Source organism: Methanolobus psychrotolerans (genome assembly GCF_002243045.1).
Taxonomy (GTDB): Archaea; Halobacteriota; Methanosarcinia; order Methanosarcinales; family Methanosarcinaceae; genus Methanolobus; species Methanolobus psychrotolerans.
The window spans coordinates 1-16,245 of sequence record NZ_MBKP01000012.1; the positions used below are offsets into that span (position 1 = coordinate 1).

13 protein-coding genes are annotated in these 16,245 nt (G+C 43.1%); 9 read left to right on the plus strand and 4 right to left on the minus strand.

Features of this window, described 5'->3' with window-relative positions:
* The first annotated feature begins 417 nt into the window (after window positions 1–417).
* The 5 genes from BB781_RS05770 to BB781_RS05790 all read left to right on the plus strand — a co-directional run bounded on the left by BB781_RS05770 (window position 418) and on the right by BB781_RS05790 (window position 6,297).
* On the plus strand, window positions 418–1,929 hold the full coding sequence (locus tag BB781_RS05770) for a 2-isopropylmalate synthase (RefSeq protein WP_094227557.1): 1,512 nt from the start codon (window positions 418–420) through the stop codon (window positions 1,927–1,929).
* 134 nt (window positions 1,930–2,063) lie between these two features.
* Window positions 2,064–2,822: a TatD family hydrolase gene (locus BB781_RS05775; protein WP_094227558.1), complete on the plus strand. Its 759-nt coding sequence runs from the start codon at window positions 2,064–2,066 to the stop codon at window positions 2,820–2,822.
* 24 nt (window positions 2,823–2,846) lie between these two features.
* The gene (locus BB781_RS05780; RefSeq protein WP_094227559.1) at window positions 2,847–3,482 is read left to right on the plus strand and encodes an MBL fold metallo-hydrolase; all 636 of its coding nucleotides are present in this window, start codon (window positions 2,847–2,849) and stop codon (window positions 3,480–3,482) included.
* A gap of 60 nt (window positions 3,483–3,542) precedes the next feature.
* On the plus strand, window positions 3,543–5,345 hold the full coding sequence (locus BB781_RS05785; protein ID WP_242492560.1) for a YgiQ family radical SAM protein: 1,803 nt from the start codon (window positions 3,543–3,545) through the stop codon (window positions 5,343–5,345).
* Window positions 5,346–5,463: 118 nt separating this feature from the next.
* Window positions 5,464–6,297, plus strand: a complete 834-nt coding sequence (locus BB781_RS05790) for a hypothetical protein (protein WP_129582642.1) — start codon at window positions 5,464–5,466, stop codon at window positions 6,295–6,297.
* A 73-nt stretch (window positions 6,298–6,370) separates the two neighbouring features.
* Here the strand turns inward: BB781_RS05790 and BB781_RS05795 are convergent, their stop codons facing one another.
* Both BB781_RS05795 and BB781_RS05800 read right to left on the minus strand, forming a co-directional pair.
* Window positions 6,371–7,429 (minus strand): (Fe-S)-binding protein, encoded by a 1,059-nt coding sequence (locus BB781_RS05795; protein WP_094227562.1) that lies wholly within the window; start codon window positions 7,427–7,429, stop codon window positions 6,371–6,373.
* A 2-nt stretch (window positions 7,430–7,431) separates the two neighbouring features.
* A complete protein-coding gene (locus BB781_RS05800; protein ID WP_094227563.1) occupies window positions 7,432–8,814 on the minus strand; it encodes an FAD-binding oxidoreductase in 1,383 nt (460 codons plus the stop codon).
* An 85-nt stretch (window positions 8,815–8,899) separates the two neighbouring features.
* Between BB781_RS05800 and arcS the strand changes: the two genes are divergently transcribed.
* Together arcS and BB781_RS05810 are read left to right on the plus strand one after the other, a co-directional pair.
* Window positions 8,900–10,741 carry an archaeosine synthase subunit alpha gene (gene arcS, locus BB781_RS05805; RefSeq protein WP_094227564.1) on the plus strand — a complete coding sequence of 614 codons (1,842 nt, stop codon included), beginning with the start codon at window positions 8,900–8,902 and terminating at the stop codon, window positions 10,739–10,741.
* Window positions 10,742–10,764: 23 nt separating this feature from the next.
* Window positions 10,765–11,286 (plus strand): GNAT family N-acetyltransferase, encoded by a 522-nt coding sequence (locus tag BB781_RS05810; protein ID WP_242492556.1) that lies wholly within the window; start codon window positions 10,765–10,767, stop codon window positions 11,284–11,286.
* Here the strand turns inward: BB781_RS05810 and BB781_RS05815 are convergent.
* Complete coding sequence (locus tag BB781_RS05815; protein WP_094227565.1) at window positions 11,283–11,567, minus strand: UPF0058 family protein; 285 nt, start codon at window positions 11,565–11,567, stop codon at window positions 11,283–11,285. The two genes, BB781_RS05810 and BB781_RS05815, sit on opposite strands and share 4 nt — an antisense overlap.
* 271 nt (window positions 11,568–11,838) lie before the next feature.
* Window positions 11,839–13,266 carry a DNA primase DnaG gene (gene dnaG / locus BB781_RS05820; RefSeq protein WP_094227566.1) on the minus strand — a complete coding sequence of 476 codons (1,428 nt, stop codon included), beginning with the start codon at window positions 13,264–13,266 and terminating at the stop codon, window positions 11,839–11,841.
* A gap of 611 nt (window positions 13,267–13,877) precedes the next feature.
* On the opposite strand from dnaG, the gene BB781_RS05825 reads away from it, so the two are divergent.
* Together BB781_RS05825 and rtcA are read left to right on the plus strand one after the other, a co-directional pair.
* Window positions 13,878–15,251: an NAD(P)/FAD-dependent oxidoreductase gene (locus BB781_RS05825; protein ID WP_094227567.1), complete on the plus strand. Its 1,374-nt coding sequence runs from the start codon at window positions 13,878–13,880 to the stop codon at window positions 15,249–15,251.
* A complete protein-coding gene (rtcA, locus tag BB781_RS05830) occupies window positions 15,248–16,243 on the plus strand; it encodes an RNA 3'-terminal phosphate cyclase (RefSeq protein ID WP_094227568.1) in 996 nt (331 codons plus the stop codon). The genes BB781_RS05825 and rtcA overlap by 4 nt, the downstream gene beginning before the upstream one ends.
* Window positions 16,244–16,245 lie beyond the last annotated feature (2 nt).

The window sequence follows — 16,245 nt, forward strand, 5'->3', positions numbered from 1 at the left end:
ATAACTCCTGCCTCCACTTGCATAAAAGGCGGTGATTGTAAGCGTTTTTGCCGCGATTTGCGCGGACTCCTACAAAGGACATCATCGTATATATACCTTCCGAACCAAATGATCCGAAGGCATAGAATGAACCTTTAAACACCAGCCTGATGAAATGAAATTAGTACTTCATCATGTGCTTCACGTAGAGTCGATTATCATGATGCAGTAACGCACCAGTGGGCTCAACGTGAGCACCCTTACAAGTCAACACTTGTATAAAAGGGTTGCGGAGGAAGAGCCATGACACGTCATTAAGTCATAATAAAAATCACGAAGTCTACGGAGGTTTTTTATAACATAAACTCCAATCGGGAATGATTAACATGAATCCAACTGTAGAACTGAGGGATCGCTTTTTACAGCGATAAACCACTTATAAACACACACAAGACTATTTTTGACACGACACTTCGCGATGGTGAACAAACACCAGGCGTATCGCTCACAAACGAGCAAAAAATCAAGATTGCCCGGCAACTTGACAAACTTGGCGTTGATGTCCTTGAAGCTGGTTTCCCGGTCTCTTCGGAAGGCGAAAAGCAGAACGTAAAAGCCATAGCCAACGAAGGACTCAGTCTTGATGTATGCGGCCTTGCCCGCGTCCTTACAAAAGATCTGGACGTATGTATAGATTGTAATGTTGATATGATACATACCTTTGTATCAACTTCCGATATTCAGAGGATACACACTATCAAGAAAACAAGAGAAGAGGTCATCACCATGGCAGTGGATGCTGTGGAATACATCAAGGAACATGGAGCAAAATGCATGTTCTCAGCAATGGATGCTACCAGAACCGACCTTGACTACCTTATAGAAGTATACAAAGCTGTTGAAGCAGCCGGTTGCGACATAATAAACGTTCCTGATACCGTCGGTGTAATGGCACCTTCCTCGATGTACCAACTAGTGAAAAGCATTAACAACAAAGTGAACATACCAATTGACGTCCATTGTCACAACGACTTTGGGATTGCTGTCGCAAACAGCCTCATGGCAGTAGAAGCCGGTGCAAGCCAGGTGCAGGTAACGGTCAATGGCATTGGAGAACGTGCAGGTAATGCAAACCTCGCAGAAGTAGTGATGTGCCTGCAGTCCATATATGGTGCAAAGACCAATATCAAGACAGAATACCTGCTTGAAACCGCCAAGATGGTTGAAAATTTCACAGGCATACACATGCCCCCTAACACCCCTATTGTCGGAGACAACGCATTTGCCCATGAGTCCGGCATCCACACACACGGAGTACTTGAAAAATCCGATACTTTCGAACCCGGTATTATGACCCCTGAAATGGTAGGTCACAAGCGTCGTATAGTTATAGGAAAACATGCTGGAAGGCATGCAGTCAAGAAATCACTTGAAGATATGGGTATCGAGACTACTGAAGAACAGCTGGATGAAATACTTGTCAGGATCAAGGACATAGCAAACAAAGGCAAGCGCATATGTGATGCAGATCTTCACGCCGTCGCATCTGCCGTCCTTGGAAGAAACCTCGGAAACGAGACCATAATCCTAAAAGAATTCTCAGTCATGACTGGTAACCTTACAACACCAACAGCTGTAGTCAGGGCAATGATAGGTAACGAAGAAGCTGTTGCCTCAAACTACGGAGTGGGGCCAATAGACGCTGCCCTGAAAGCAGTTGAACTGATGATTGGTGGATACACTAAAGTCAAAGTGCGTGATTTCAGCCTAGAGGCAATAACCGGAGGAAGCGATGCTCTTGCAGTAGTTACAATCTCCGTAGAGGATGAAGACGGACGTGTCGTCAGTGCACAATCTGCAAGTGCAGATATTGCCACAGCATCCGTAGACGCACTCATCACAGCTATCAACATACTTCTTGAAAAGAAGAAGCTCTGGAGTATGCAATAAACTAATATCAGGACCGTGGATTCACGATCCTTCATTTTTCTTTGTTTTCAAGTTACATTTTCGAAACATCTTTCTTTGAGCAGATCCATATTACAGGTTTATATCTATATAGTATAGACCATAACTGAACAAACATGATTTATGAAGTAATAGACTCTCACTGCCATCTTAATTTCCCTAAATTCAACAAGGACATGCATGAGACTATTCTCAGGGCAAGGAGCAGCGGAGTAGTTGAAATGATCAACTCGGGCATAGACTACAAAACAAATGCAGATTCTCTTGAACTTGCCAGAAAGTATGACTTCATCCATGCCACACTCGGACTCAGTCCCCAGATGGTGCCTGATGCGAATAATGAAAAGATAGAACAGATACTGTCACAAATGGAACGCAACATCGATAAAGCCATAGGAATTGGAGAAGCTGGGCTTGATTTTTATTATTGCACATCTGATGCCGGAAGGGAACGGCAAAAAAAAGTATTCAGCCAGGTCATCGAAATTGCAGACAGGTACAACAAGACCCTGGTAATACACGGCAGGGATGGCGAAGACCTTGCACTTGAAATGAGTAAAGATCTTGACAGAGTTGTGTTTCATTGCTATGGCGGCTCACTTGGAACCATGCAGAAAATCGTAGATGTAGGACATTACGTATCCATACCAACCCTTGTCTGCTTTTCAGAACACCACAAATCAATAGCTCAGAATATACCTCTTGAGAACATGCTCATAGAAACAGACAGCCCATACCTCTCACCAAGAAAAGGCCGCAATGAACCAGCATTTGTTCTAGATTCTGTTTCTGTAATCGCAAAACTCAAAGGGATCGATGAAGCTGAAGTAGCCTTGGCGACAATAGAAAATACCCGCAGGGCATTTGAGCTCTGAATATTTTCTTCAAGGAGAATACACATGCAGGTCAAAATTTTCAACACCGGCCTTTACGATGCCAACTCATACCTCATTAATGGAAAAATCCTGGTAGACACAGGAATGAACACAAAAGGACTTATCGCAGAAATAGAGAATAACATCGACATAAAGGACCTGGATCTGATAATACTCACTCACTGCCACTATGACCACACAGCATCGGCACGGGAGATAGCCCAAATGAGTGGTGCAAAAATAGCGATTCACAAAAATGATGCTCCTCTGCTGAAAAATGACCATGTGAGTGCTGCTTTAATGTTTGGGCACAGAGCCCCTTCCATTGAACCCGATATACTGCTCAACGAGGATGACAGAATAACCATAGGCAACGATGAAGAGCTCGAAGTCATTCACACACCCGGACATACTCCGGGAGGTATCTGCCTGTATGAAGCAAATTCAAAGAGCCTGTTTTCAGGAGACACTGTATTTCCCAATGGAAGCATAGGACGCACAGATTTTGAAGGCGGCAACCGTTCACAACTAACCGGATCGATCAGCAAGCTTGTTAAACTTGATGTTGAGACACTTTACCCGGGGCATGGGGAAGTAACCTCAAATGATGTGAACAAACAAATCGAATTTTCTCTTCGCATGTCCAGAAGCATACTTTAAGGATAAATCATGAAACAAAATAAGAATAACAAAAAAACTGATTCCCCTAAATTCCTCCCGATGAACCTTGCAGAAGCTAAAGAGAAAGGCTGGGAAGAACTTGATATAATCATAGTCACGGGGGATGCCTACGTTGATCACCCCGGTTTTGGAACAAGCATAATAGGCAGGGTGCTTGAAGATGCAGGTTACAAAGTGGGAGTTATTGCACAGCCAAAGTGGGACGATGCAGAGGACTTCAAGAAACTTGGAAAGCCACGCCTCTTCTTTGCCATCAGTGCAGGAAATACTGACTCAATGGTCAGCAACTACACACCATCAAAACGACTGCGTCATGATGACACTTATTCCCCGGGAAATCGACCAGGACTTCGGCCAAACAGAGCAGCGATTGTCTATTCCAACCGCCTCAAAGAAGCGTACCCTGATGTTCCCCAAGTAATTGGCGGCATTGAAGCATCTCTTCGCCGCTTTGCCCAATACGACTACTGGTCTGAGAAAGTGCGCCAGTCTATTCTCGCAGACGCACCTGCTGACCTTCTTGTTTACGGCATGGGTGAACTCCAGATATTAGAAATAGCAGACATGCTCAACAAAGGGATAACTGTTTCAGACATCACTGATGTTGACGGGACTGTCTGGAAGATGGACATCAAAACCTGGAAAGAGAAACGTGAGGAACTGCTTAAAGGTCGCATAGAGATTGAACCATACATTGAAGTTTCAAAGAACAAGGAACTTTACGCGAAGACATTCAAGACAGTCTATGAAGAACAGGATCACATACGAGGCCACGGAATTATACAGATCCATCCGAAGACCGTAATAGTCCAGAACAAACCAATGCGCCCCCTGACAACCGAAGAACTTGACCATGTTTACGAACTTCCTTTCACCCGGGAAACACATCCATCATACGAGGAAGTCATTCCTGCCCTTGATATGGTTAAATTCTCCATCAACACCCATAGAGGTTGTTTTGGAGCCTGCTCTTTCTGTGCTATCGCCCTTCATCAAGGTAGAATGATACGCAGTAGAAGTATCGATTCCATACTAAGGGAAGCTGAAGGCTTCATGGATATCCAGGGATTCAAAGGCATCATCAACGGGCTTGGCGGACCGTCTGCCAATATGTACGGAATGGACTGCAGGAACTGGAATGAAAAAGGAGTTTGCAAGGACAAGCTATGCATTTACCCCAAAGCTTGCCCTTCCCTTGATACCAGCCACAAAAAACTCATCGAACTTATGCGAAGACTTCGTGAACTGCCCGGCATCTCAAAGGTCTTTGTGGGTTACGGAGTGCGTTATGACCTTGCTTTGCTTGATGAAGAATACCTGGGAGAGCTGTGCGCCCATCACGTTAGTGGACAGCTAAAGGTTGCACCTGAGCATTATTGCGACAATGTGACCAATGCCATGAAGAAACCTGGAAGGGAGGTTTTTGAGAGATTCGAGCAAAAGTACAAAGAAATTAATAAAAAAATCGGCAAGGACCAGTACCTTGTAGCGTTCCTTATGTCAAGTCATCCCGGGTGCACTCTTGATGATATGATCGAAACTGCAGAATACATAAGAGACACCGGACGCTACACCAGACAAGTTCAGGATTTCACGCCTACCCCCATGACAGCAGCAACATGCATGTTTCACACAGGAATAGACCCATTCACAAGTAAGCGGATATATGTAGCTACTTCTCAAAAAGAGAAAAGTATTCAAAGAGCAATGTTACATTACCGGGAGCCAGGGAACTATAATCTGGTGTACGAAGGATTGAAGCGTGCCAACAGGCTGGATCTTGTGGGTAATTCATGGAATTGCCTGATAAGCCGTAAGAAAGGCGGGAAGAATGGATGGTAAATATGGCGATAAAACTAATATATATGTGTATACAAGAATAAAACCGTTATCTTTTTAATATATATTAGTTTACTGTAATTCATACGTATATATCTCAAAGAAAAATGGAAGTTATACTATGAAGTATAAATTGTTGGTACTAATATTGTTATTGAGTATTATCCAGACATGTGCTGTTCTGGCAAGTCCTGTCATAAATATTGATGAAACTGTGACTGAGAATATGTTCTATTCTAAATCATACACAAATCCTGATAGTATAGAGGCACATCAGATAGGTGTGTACAGTGAGGATGGGGAACACTCACAGATACACTTACACTATAGATTTACTCCAAGAACCACTACCAGTCCAGATGGAAATTATAGCTTCATCTATAGGTGGATAGGAGGGAATAAAGAAGATTATTACATAAATGATACAGCCATAGGAAGCCACACTAACATAAAGAATATAGTTACTATGGGGTATTACGCCGTTGCGTTCTCTCCTGACAGCAAAATGTATGCAGCACCCAGGGTAGTTTACTCTGAGGATTGCAAGAATGGACAATATGCCATAGATATCATCTCTGTTCACAACAATACCCTGCTGCACAGAGAATTGACACCTTTCTACATAGAAAGTACTAAAGATACTCCTATGGAATGGGAAAAATCAGCCATGTATGAAGTCTACTGGTCAGATGATGGTTCCTGCATAGTATACGAAGTTCTGGGAGGAAATACCGAGGCGGGACAATATCCTGCATATCTTGTGAGTAAAAGGCTCAATCTGGACTATGCCGAACTCAGAAAAATGAATGGATATGAGGATACAGAACTGGAATCTGTGCAGAAAGAAGTCGAAGAGACAAATGCTGATTCTGAAAACAGTCTGCCTATCCCAGGATTTGGAATTATTGGATCAGTATTTGCTTTGGCATTTGGAAGGAAAATGAAGAGAGCATGAGCTACATGCTCTTTAAATTTCAAATTAAGCAACCTAACTAAAAAATGTATTTTAAAAAAGAAAACTAAAATGGCTATTCCATAGCCATTTCTAACAGATCGATGATATCCAGAACCTCAACCCTCGGACCGCCCCGTATCAGATTTGTGCGGCACAGCGGACATGCGGTTACAAGATAGTCCACGTCTTTGGGAATCTCCTCAACCCTCCTCTTTGAGATCTCAAGGGATAATTCAGGGTAACCTTTAAGCACTCCACCTCCTGCCCCGCAACACTTGGACTTTTCCCGGTTGCTTTTCATTTCCTCAAGGGAGCAGACTGACTTAATTAGCTGCCGCGGAGCATCGAATACTCCGTTGCACCTTCCGAGGTGGCATGGGTCGTGATAAGTAACGTTCAGGTCAAGCTTCTTCAGGTCCAGCTCAGCAAGACGGTCTGCCAGGAACTCAGTGACATGGACAACTTTCAGGTCCTCAGGATAATCATTCTTCAGTGCAGTGTAACAGCCTGCACAACCCGTGATCACCGTGTGTGCACCTGTCTTATTTATCTGCTCAAGGTTCTTTAACATCAGGTCAGACGGGTCAGAGCCGGTCCTCAGGAGCGGGGAACCGCAGCATACTTCTTCCTGAAGCGCGGTAACACCGAACTTTTTCAGTATGTCAAAGGTTCTTTTCGTAAGTTCAGGATACCTGTATGAACCCAGGCAGCCTGCAAATAAGACATAGTCTGCCTTTTTTGCAACATCCTTTCTGGAATCGCCAAGCCATGCCATCCGCTCTTTGGTTTCTCCAAGAGTATTTCCCTTTTCAAGAGCTTCAGTACGCAATGCCTTCTGCGCATCGGTCATCTTACCTTGCATTACAAGCTGGTGCCTGATATTCTCTACAACTTTAACAGGTGATGCTCCGGAAGGACACATCTGTTCACAAAGCCCACATGTAGTACAGGTGTTTAAACTGTCAAAAACCCCCGCATCGACCTCCATGCCTTGGGAAATGCCATGGGCTACAAGCATGCGGCCACGAGAACTGGCAGATTCCCAGCCTACAACATCAAAGACCGGACATACCGAACGGCATGTACCGCAGCGGACACATTTCAGTATTGAACGCATATCCGAGTCGTTCATTCTCAAACCCCCATTTTCCCAGGATTGAGTATACCTTTAGGGTCAAGAGCATTCTTTATCAATATCATTACATCAAGACCCTTACCAAGCTCAAGTCCCATGTACTCTGCCCTGGCACTGCCAACTCCATGCTCAGCAGTAACAGTTCCACCAATACTGATGGCAGTACGGTGAATCTTGTCTGCAGCCTTATTCAGCTTGTCCCAGTCCGTTTCATCAAGCACATCAATACACATGCCAGTATGGAGATTCCCGTCACCTATATGCCCATAGGTCATGATCGGCAGGTTGAATTCTTTTGATATCTCACCAACCTTGTGCAGCATTCCTGGAAGCTCCTTTAGAGGAACACCGATGTCCTCACCCACATAGACGCGGGTACGAAGTGGGTCCAGCCTGGAAACAGCAGCTCCTACAAGCCTTCTTGCCGCCCATATCTCATCTCTTTCCGTTTTGTCTGAAGCTGCCCTGATGCTGGTTGCAAGAGAACTGCATACGTCCTTTATCATCTCGATACCTTCACGAACGCTATTTTCAGTTCCGTCCACCTCGAACATGATAATAGCACCAGCTTTTGGAAGTCCTACATGGGGATCGTAGGTGTTTATGGCCTCTATTATATTCCTGTCCAGAATCTCACATGCAGAAGGCACTATTCCGGAGGATAGGACCTTGACAACTGCCTTGCCGGCGAGTTCAGGATTATCAAAAGATGCAAGCAATACTGAACGCTCCTTTGGAAGAGCCCTTACTTTTAATGTTGCTTTTGTTATGACCCCAAGAGTTCCTTCAGAACCGACAAACAGATCCGTCAAAGAATAACCTGCAACGGATTTTGAGGTCTTGGAACCAGTATTTATCACAGTGCCGTCTGCAAGTACTATCTCAAGCCCAAGAACATAGTTCCGGGTTGTACCGTATTTCACCGACCGCATTCCACTTCCGTTATTGGCTATAAGACCGCCCAGTGTACACATCGCAGAACTTCCCGGATCGGGCGGAAAGAAGAAACCATACGGTTCAAGTGCTTCATTCAGTTTTTCCTGGACAATACCTGGTTCAATCGTAACCTGAAGGTTATCGAGGTCCATTTCCATTATCCGGTTCATAGAAGACATGTCAAGGACAATACCACCTTCAACTGGAACTGCTCCTCCGGCCAGTCCTGTACCTGCACCCCGGGGAGTCACAGGAATTTCATTCTCATTTGCAAGCCTGACAATCTTTGAAACCTGTTCAGTACTCGCGGGCCTGAGTACAAAATCAGGCATTCCCCTGATCTGGGAAGCATCACATGAATAACAATAAAGCTCTGCAGTAGACGTGGAAATTCTTTCATTTCCCACAATTTCCTGCAAATTTTTGAGTAAATCGGATTTTTGCATGGAATCGTTTTTTAAGTGAGATAGTACGATTTATACTTGTTGGTGAAGGCAAACATTTACATCTGACTACATCCATTAAGCAGCAATGACACGATACTTTGAGGTACATCAACGGGATGGTGCGGCAAGGATAGGGAAACTTCTCCTGAAGGAGACTATCCAAACACCTTTCATAATAGATACAAGAAGCTTAGGCTCTCCTGAAAGCCTTATAATAGACGGAGGCTCACTCTGGAAATACAGGGATCCGGAAAAAGGAGAGAACCATTTCCGGGAAATGAGGCAAATTGCAGGCGAAGATGTCCTTATTATACTTCCTCACCAGGATCTTACACCTGAAGCACCGCACGAACTTGCAATAAAACTTGCAGAAAGATCAGAAATAGAAACAAACGGAGCTACAGGCATAATATACATACCCGGGCAGACGGTAAAGGAACATGATCTTTATGTGATGGAGGGTGCCGGTTGTTTTGATAACAATGCAAGACACTTCCTCAACACGCTTATTGAGATGAAAAACGAGATATCACCTGACACGGCAGTCTATGCACCCAACATATGCACTCCTGAGAACCTTGCAATGCTGGTTTATCTTGGTATCGATGTCCTCGACAATACAAAAGCCATAGTCGCAGGACATAACGATATATATCTCACCGCGGCAGGACAGTTCTACCTTGATGCACTGGCAGAGCTGCCATGCAGATGCAGTGCCTGCTCATCAACTGATACATCAAAGCTTATGGAAATGGACAAAAAGAGCCGTGCAGCAATTTTAGAGCGACACAACATCAACGCAATGGAAGCTGAAGCGGCCCTTGTTAGGGAAAAGATACGGGCCGGAATGCTGCGTGAATACATAGAAGGACAATGCAGGGTCAAACCATGGCTTACTGCCCTGATGCGACTTGCAGATGCCCAGTACAATTATATGGAAAGTAAAAGCCCCATTGCAAGGAATAACGGACTTATTGCAACCTGCGGAGAATCACAGAACAGGGTTGAGATCGTCAGATTTGCAAGGAGGATACATGAAAGATACACTCCACCTGAAAAGGACATACTTCTGCTTTTACCATGTTCTGCAAAGAAACCATACTCACTGTCAAACTCTCACTGGAAATTCATCAATGCACTTGGAAAGAGCCGCAAATATGTTCACGAGGTCATAATCACATCACCTCTTGGAATTGTGCCAAGGGAACTTGAACTGACATACCCTGCAGCGCATTATGATACAACTGTGACCGGGTACTGGGATGCAGAAGAAAAAGAATGGGTAGCATCCTGCCTTGAAAAATACCTGTCACAGCACCAGTACACATCCATTGTTGCGCATGTTGAGGATGCATATCGGCTCATATGTAACATGGTGGCAGAAAAACTTGGCATAGATATCATTTATACAAGTCTTGGCAGTGTAACTTCACCTGAATCTCTAAGGAATCTAAGTGAAACGATGTCCGGACTCTGCACCGGAAGAAAACGAGGACATGAGGAAACACAAAAAGACCTTATGAAAGCTGTTGCAGATTACCAGTTTGGAAAAGGTTGCGGACAGATACTTGTGCCGGATGGATCAATTATCAAAGGACCTTTCCCTAAACACCAGGTCTTTGTGGGAAAGAAGCAACTTGTTACATTGATACCTCAATACGGCACCCTGGCAGTAACCATCGATGGAGTAAATGCTATGTCGGATCAGAGTAAATACACCGTTAAGATAGATGACTTCGTTCCTCGTGGCTCGCTTCTGGCACCCGGCGTAATTGACGCTGACCCATCCATTCGACCAAACGATGAAGTGTTTATCAATGGGAAAAATGCAATTGGGGTTGGAAGAGCGGTTATGAGCGGGGAAGAGATGAAGAAAGCCAGTCGCGGAGTAGCAGTAGATTTGCGTCATGTCAAGAAGATAGAATAGATTAGAAGTATTGTGGTTTGCAGATGATAACGATCAGGAACTTTGAACCATCGGATTTTGAAGAGGTTCTTGAAATAGAGGCAGAGGCTTTTTCGGAACACAATCCTTTCCTGTATATGAATTTCTATGAAATGAATAGTGAAGGATTCTTTGTTGCCGGGTACAACGACTACATAGTAGGTTTTGTTGTAGGATACGAACTATCTACTAATGAGGGAAGAATATTCTCACTTGCAGTAAGAGATGGATTCAGAAGTATGGGTATTGGGGTCAGGCTTATGGATGCCATTCTTTCGGTATTCATAAACAAATTCCTGCAATATGCAAGCCTTGAGGTCAGGGTAACCAATATCAGAGCCCAGGAATTTTATAAACGTATGGAATTCATTCCCTGCTGGGTAGAACACGGATACTACTCTGACGGAGAAGACGGAATAATAATGAAAAAGCGTCTTACACCATTTGCAGCCGCTTTCCTGAAAAACACAAGTAAACCTGTGTCATCAGGAAAGAAGCATATGTTCAGACTTCCGGACTATATCTAATTCGTATTCGCCAGATTTCCGCTTGCACGTACAGCAAGTTCCTGCATTCTTGCAGAAGTTCGTCCAATGCCGGAAACATCATCCGATGATAATGCTGAAGCAATATCATTTCCAAGGACGAATATAGCATGTTTGTGTTCGGCTTTACTCCTGTGAACATGTAAGGGACTTATAGATAACGAATCATATTCATTCAAAGAAGTATCTATTCCTATATGTTCGAAATGTCTTTTAATCTGCGCCATCAATGTGTGCAGCTGTATCAATTCATCTTTGTGCATACCAACCAACCTATACCTAAAATTGAATCTTTTTTGCTATTTTGTGCACTTTTAAAAATAATGCATCACATATAGTTGGTTAATTTCAAAATAAAGGCATTTCCCACGGAAATCAATTCCTCAGAGATACTATATAAATATTACGGTTTAATTCAAATGATTAAACATGATAAATGATATAATTATTGCAAAAATAAAGTAAGAACACACAAAAAGAGTTACAATAAAAAACATAGAATATATATACTGTGCGCAAGCACAGTATATGGAATTATAAAGAGGCTGCTGTAAGCACTTTAACAGAAACGGGTCTCTTGGTGACACTACCCACTTTAGCACCAATCAACCGCTCTATACCTTTGTCAGCTGCGATATCAAGGATCCTTTGTGTGACAACCCCATCAAAAATAACCGTCTTTACTTCTTCCTTGTAATCTTTAAGAGTACTGACAAGGTCACGAACTGCAGTTTCATTGACGACATTATCCCCGCTGTCTAGGAAACGTGCACTGAATGTGCCCAAAAGATCATCCGCATGAGACTTGAACCTCTTGTTCTCAGGAGATACTGGAACCTTTGCTTTCGGAACAGCAACTTGTTCTTCGCTTGCTTCTTCAGTTGCCTCTTCTCTTGGTTCTTTAGTTCTTGTGTCTCTGGTATCCCTTGTACCTCTGGAATCCCTTGTATCTCGGGAGTCCCTTGTATCTCGGGAGTCCCTTGTATCTCGGGAGTCCCTTTCCCGGGGTTCTCTGGATGGACGCCCTACCTGGGAAGTACCAACACGTTTAATCTCAGAAGCAGGTCTTCTTTCCTTACGTTTTGGAAGACGTGAAGCAACACTGTCATCAGTCTGCACTGCCTGATCCCTGACCAAATATTTATCGATAACCTGTTCAACAGGAACTTTTTGCCTGAGAGCCCTTACAATTTCTTTTTGCACGAGATCTTCAACACTCTTACCATCAGGCGCTCTTGCAATGTAATCAATATTTGCAACCTGGACGAGTTCCTTTATTATTAACTCCCCTCCACGGTCACCGTCAGTAAAAGCAGTTACAGTATCCTTTTTCTTGGTTAGCTCGGCAACCTCAGGAGGAACATTGGTACCACCTACGCAAATAGTATTCTTGATACCGTATTTCAAAAGATTCAGAACATCTGCACGGCCTTCAACAACAACAATTGCATCAGACTCAAATATTGCAGGACCGCATGGGATCTTGTTCTTACCAAAGTACTGCATCTCTTCAACTCTTACGGACTGTCGTACCTCATCAGCTATCTCCTGAGATTCAGGAAGGTTTTCATCGAACATCCCTTTGAAAATGAACTTTGCCCTTTCAATGATCTGAAGACGCTTTGTTGCCCTTACATCCTCTACATGAGTAATCTCTATCTTTGCACTGCATGGTCCAACCCTGTCTATGGTCTCCAGGGATGCAGCCAGGATTGATGTCTCAACTTTGTCAAGGCTTGATGGAATAAGGATAGTACCCTTGGTCTTACCTCCTTTCGCATTTACGACAACCTCTATTCGTCCTATCCTTCCTGTCTTCTGAAGGTCGCGAAGGTCAAGATCAGAGCCAAGCAAACCCTCCGTCTGGCCAAAGATCGCCCCAACTATATCTGGACGTTCAATTATTCCATCTGCACCAATCTTTGAGTGTATAATATATTTAGTAGTATCTGCATTTTGCATATGAAAATCTCCGAAGTTAGTAATAATACCAGAACAATTCGGAATACAAAAATAGAAAATCAGTAATAACTACCAGACATCATCATCTTACTGAAAGGCATGTAATGTGAAACTTAAACTTCAATGAATAAACATGAAGATTTTCACTTAATCCAAACCAACGCCAAGCTAAGAACAGAAGTAACGTTGCACTCTACATATGATGCAAATAAGCTACTTAAGCTGTTTTCCGGCTGTGGTCAATAAGCAGTATTTCCAATCCCTCATTGAATACTTTAGCTTTTGACCTGTTAAGCATCTGTTTTATGACTATATGAATACCTTATTGGTAGATGATTCTTATTTGAACCTATAGTGATTACGAATGACTAAACTATATTTGTATTATTGAAAGATACCCTTGTCCATAGTATCTGTATTATCTTGATTTCGAGCATTAATAGTAATCATATAATGATGATTACATTAGGTAATAGAATTCAAAGTTTTATAAACTTATGGGTTGACATTGTGTTGGATATTTGAAATATAAAACACAATTTATTTTGACTTAGTTAGTGGTAACTTTCCGGGGGAATCGGATTAATATTCAGACATACTTTTAAAAGAATATGCAAGAAAAAAATACCAAGAAAAATAGAGAAGTGATAATAATCGGCGGAGGAGCGGTAGGTATGGCTGTCGCTACAAGTCTGATGCGCCACAGTGACCACTCTGTGAAAGTATTCTCTGCAGACAGACATACCGCATACAGCCAATGTGGCATGCCATTTGTCATTGGGGGCCAGATAAAAGACTTTGATTCATTGATCCTCAGGGACAATAGATTTTTCAAAGAAATGAGAATAGACCTTCGACTTGAAAGCAGAGTGGATTCTATTAACCTTAAAGAGAGTAGCATCAGTTCTGGAGGTCAAAGCTATCATTTCGATAAACTTGTAATAGCAACCGGAAGCAAACCAAAGATACCTGCAAACATAAACGGATGCTACCTTAAAAATGTATTTACCCTGAGAACACTTTCTGACGCCATGAAAATAGAAAGTGCTCTTAGCGATGCATCAAATATAGTCATAATTGGAGCAGGCTCTATAGGTGCAGAACTTGCAGCCGCCACCGCCAAAAGGAACATAAATACCATACTTCTCAACAGAAATTCATCCATCCTCTCACACAATATCGATCCTGATATGGCAGAATCAGTCCAGGAACATCTTGAGTCCCTCGGGGTTAAAGTCATAACAGGATACGTACCAGAGTCAATTAACGGAGAAGAACGCGTAAAATCTGTCACAGTTGCTTCTACAGAATTCCCGGCAGACCTTGTAATTATGTCCGTAGGAGTCGAGCCTGAGAATGAGTTGGCCTCCAATGCAGGAATTGAGATTGGGGAAACTGGAGGGATTATTATAAACGAATATTTACACCCCTTAGCAGCCGGCAAATATCTAGAAGACATATACTGTGGCGGAGAATGTGTAGAAGTCCATGAACTGATAACCGGAAACGCAATGTTAAGCCAAGTTGCAAGCACAGCGAGAAGAATGGCAGGAGTCATAACGAACAACCTGACATCCACTCTCACTGAATTTGGCCCGATCCTGAATCCCTGGGTAGCAGTCATAGGAGAATTGCAGGTCGGAACTACGGGAATCACATCAAAAAAAGCAATGGAAAATTATATTAAAATCGTAACTGGCATAGCTACTGGTTCCACACGAGCAGAATACTATCCGGGAGGCAGTAAACTTTTCATCAAGCTAATATTCAGCGACAGGTATCTCGTGGGAGCACAGGTCGTCGGAGGCGAAGGAGTGAAAGAGCGTATAGATGCACTCACACTTGCCATCAAAAAAAGAACAACAATTGATGAACTTGCAGACATTGAAACCTGCTATGCACCACCAGTTTCAATGCTTATAGACCCCGTGAATTTTGCTGCAAGGGGTGCATTGAAAAAGATTCGTCGTAACGCAAAGAAATGATCGAAATAGATGGTTCTTATGGAGAAGGAGGAGGACAAATATTAAGGACAGCTGTTGCTCTTTCTGCAATAATCAAAGAAGATGTTACGATAACAAATATACGCCGTAACCGCCCAAAAGAAGGACTGAATCCCCAGCATCTCAAATCCATAGAAACTGTTGCTATGGTGTGCGATGCGGATGTTGAGGGTCTTTTCCCTGGTTCCACAGGAATATACTTTTCTCCATCGGAAATAAGGGGGATTGAAACAAATATAGAAATAGGAACTGCAGGAAGCATTCCATTGCTAATACAATCCATCATGCCGATTGCAGCTTACTCCCCTGGAAAGACAAAAATGAGAATCACAGGCGGGACTGATGTTGCATGGTCACCGTCCATAGACTACATGAAAGAAGTTACATTAAATGCCCTCTCAAAAATAGGATACAAAGCAAGTATACGACTTGTTGAACGAGGATATTATCCTAAAGGTAGAGGAGTTGTTGAAATCGAAATATTGCCATCCGGATTAAAAGGATTCAATTTTAAATCCGGAATAAATGAGATACACGGAGTATCCCATTGTTCAAATTTACCCGAACATGTAGCAAAAAGACAGGCTGATTCTGCAAGGGCACTGTTAGAAGAAGCTGGAACAGAGGCCCACATACATATTGAGACAAGAAAATCCTCCTCAACAGGAAGTGGAATCACATTGTGGTCCGGACTCATTGGATCTGTGAACATTGGAACAAAAGGAGTAACTGCAGAGAAAGTAGGCCGGCAGGCTGCACAGACGCTGCTTGGAGAACTTCGATCAAAGGTATCCGTTGACATCCACCTGGCTGACCAGCTGATACCTTACATGGGACTTACAGGATGTGGATCATTCACGACCAGAGAGCTTACACAGCATTGCCTGACAAACATCCACATAACCGAACAACTACTTGATGTACATTTCACCATCAATAAAATTGATGGGCTGTTTGAGATATCCGTAAGATAAGG

Bases quoted from the DNA above. Each gene is read 5' to 3' on its own strand.
- BB781_RS05780 (WP_094227559.1), top strand. From the start codon at position 2,847: ATGCAGGTCAAAATTTTCAACACCGGCCTTTACGATGCCAACTCATAC.
- BB781_RS05790 (WP_129582642.1), top strand. From the start codon at position 5,464: ATGAAGTATAAATTGTTGGTACTAATATTGTTATTGAGTATTATCCAG.
- BB781_RS05815 (WP_094227565.1), bottom strand. From the start codon at position 11,567: ATGCACAAAGATGAATTGATACAGCTGCACACATTGATGGCGCAGATT.
- arcS (WP_094227564.1), top strand. From the start codon at position 8,900: ATGACACGATACTTTGAGGTACATCAACGGGATGGTGCGGCAAGGATA.
- BB781_RS05800 (WP_094227563.1), bottom strand. From the start codon at position 8,814: ATGCAAAAATCCGATTTACTCAAAAATTTGCAGGAAATTGTGGGAAAT.
- BB781_RS05785 (WP_242492560.1), top strand. From the start codon at position 3,543: ATGAACCTTGCAGAAGCTAAAGAGAAAGGCTGGGAAGAACTTGATATA.
- BB781_RS05795 (WP_094227562.1), bottom strand. From the start codon at position 7,429: ATGAACGACTCGGATATGCGTTCAATACTGAAATGTGTCCGCTGCGGT.
- dnaG (WP_094227566.1), bottom strand. From the start codon at position 13,266: ATGCAAAATGCAGATACTACTAAATATATTATACACTCAAAGATTGGT.
- rtcA (WP_094227568.1), top strand. From the start codon at position 15,248: ATGATCGAAATAGATGGTTCTTATGGAGAAGGAGGAGGACAAATATTA.
- BB781_RS05810 (WP_242492556.1), top strand. From the start codon at position 10,765: ATGATAACGATCAGGAACTTTGAACCATCGGATTTTGAAGAGGTTCTT.
- BB781_RS05825 (WP_094227567.1), top strand. From the start codon at position 13,878: ATGCAAGAAAAAAATACCAAGAAAAATAGAGAAGTGATAATAATCGGC.
- BB781_RS05775 (WP_094227558.1), top strand. From the start codon at position 2,064: ATGATTTATGAAGTAATAGACTCTCACTGCCATCTTAATTTCCCTAAA.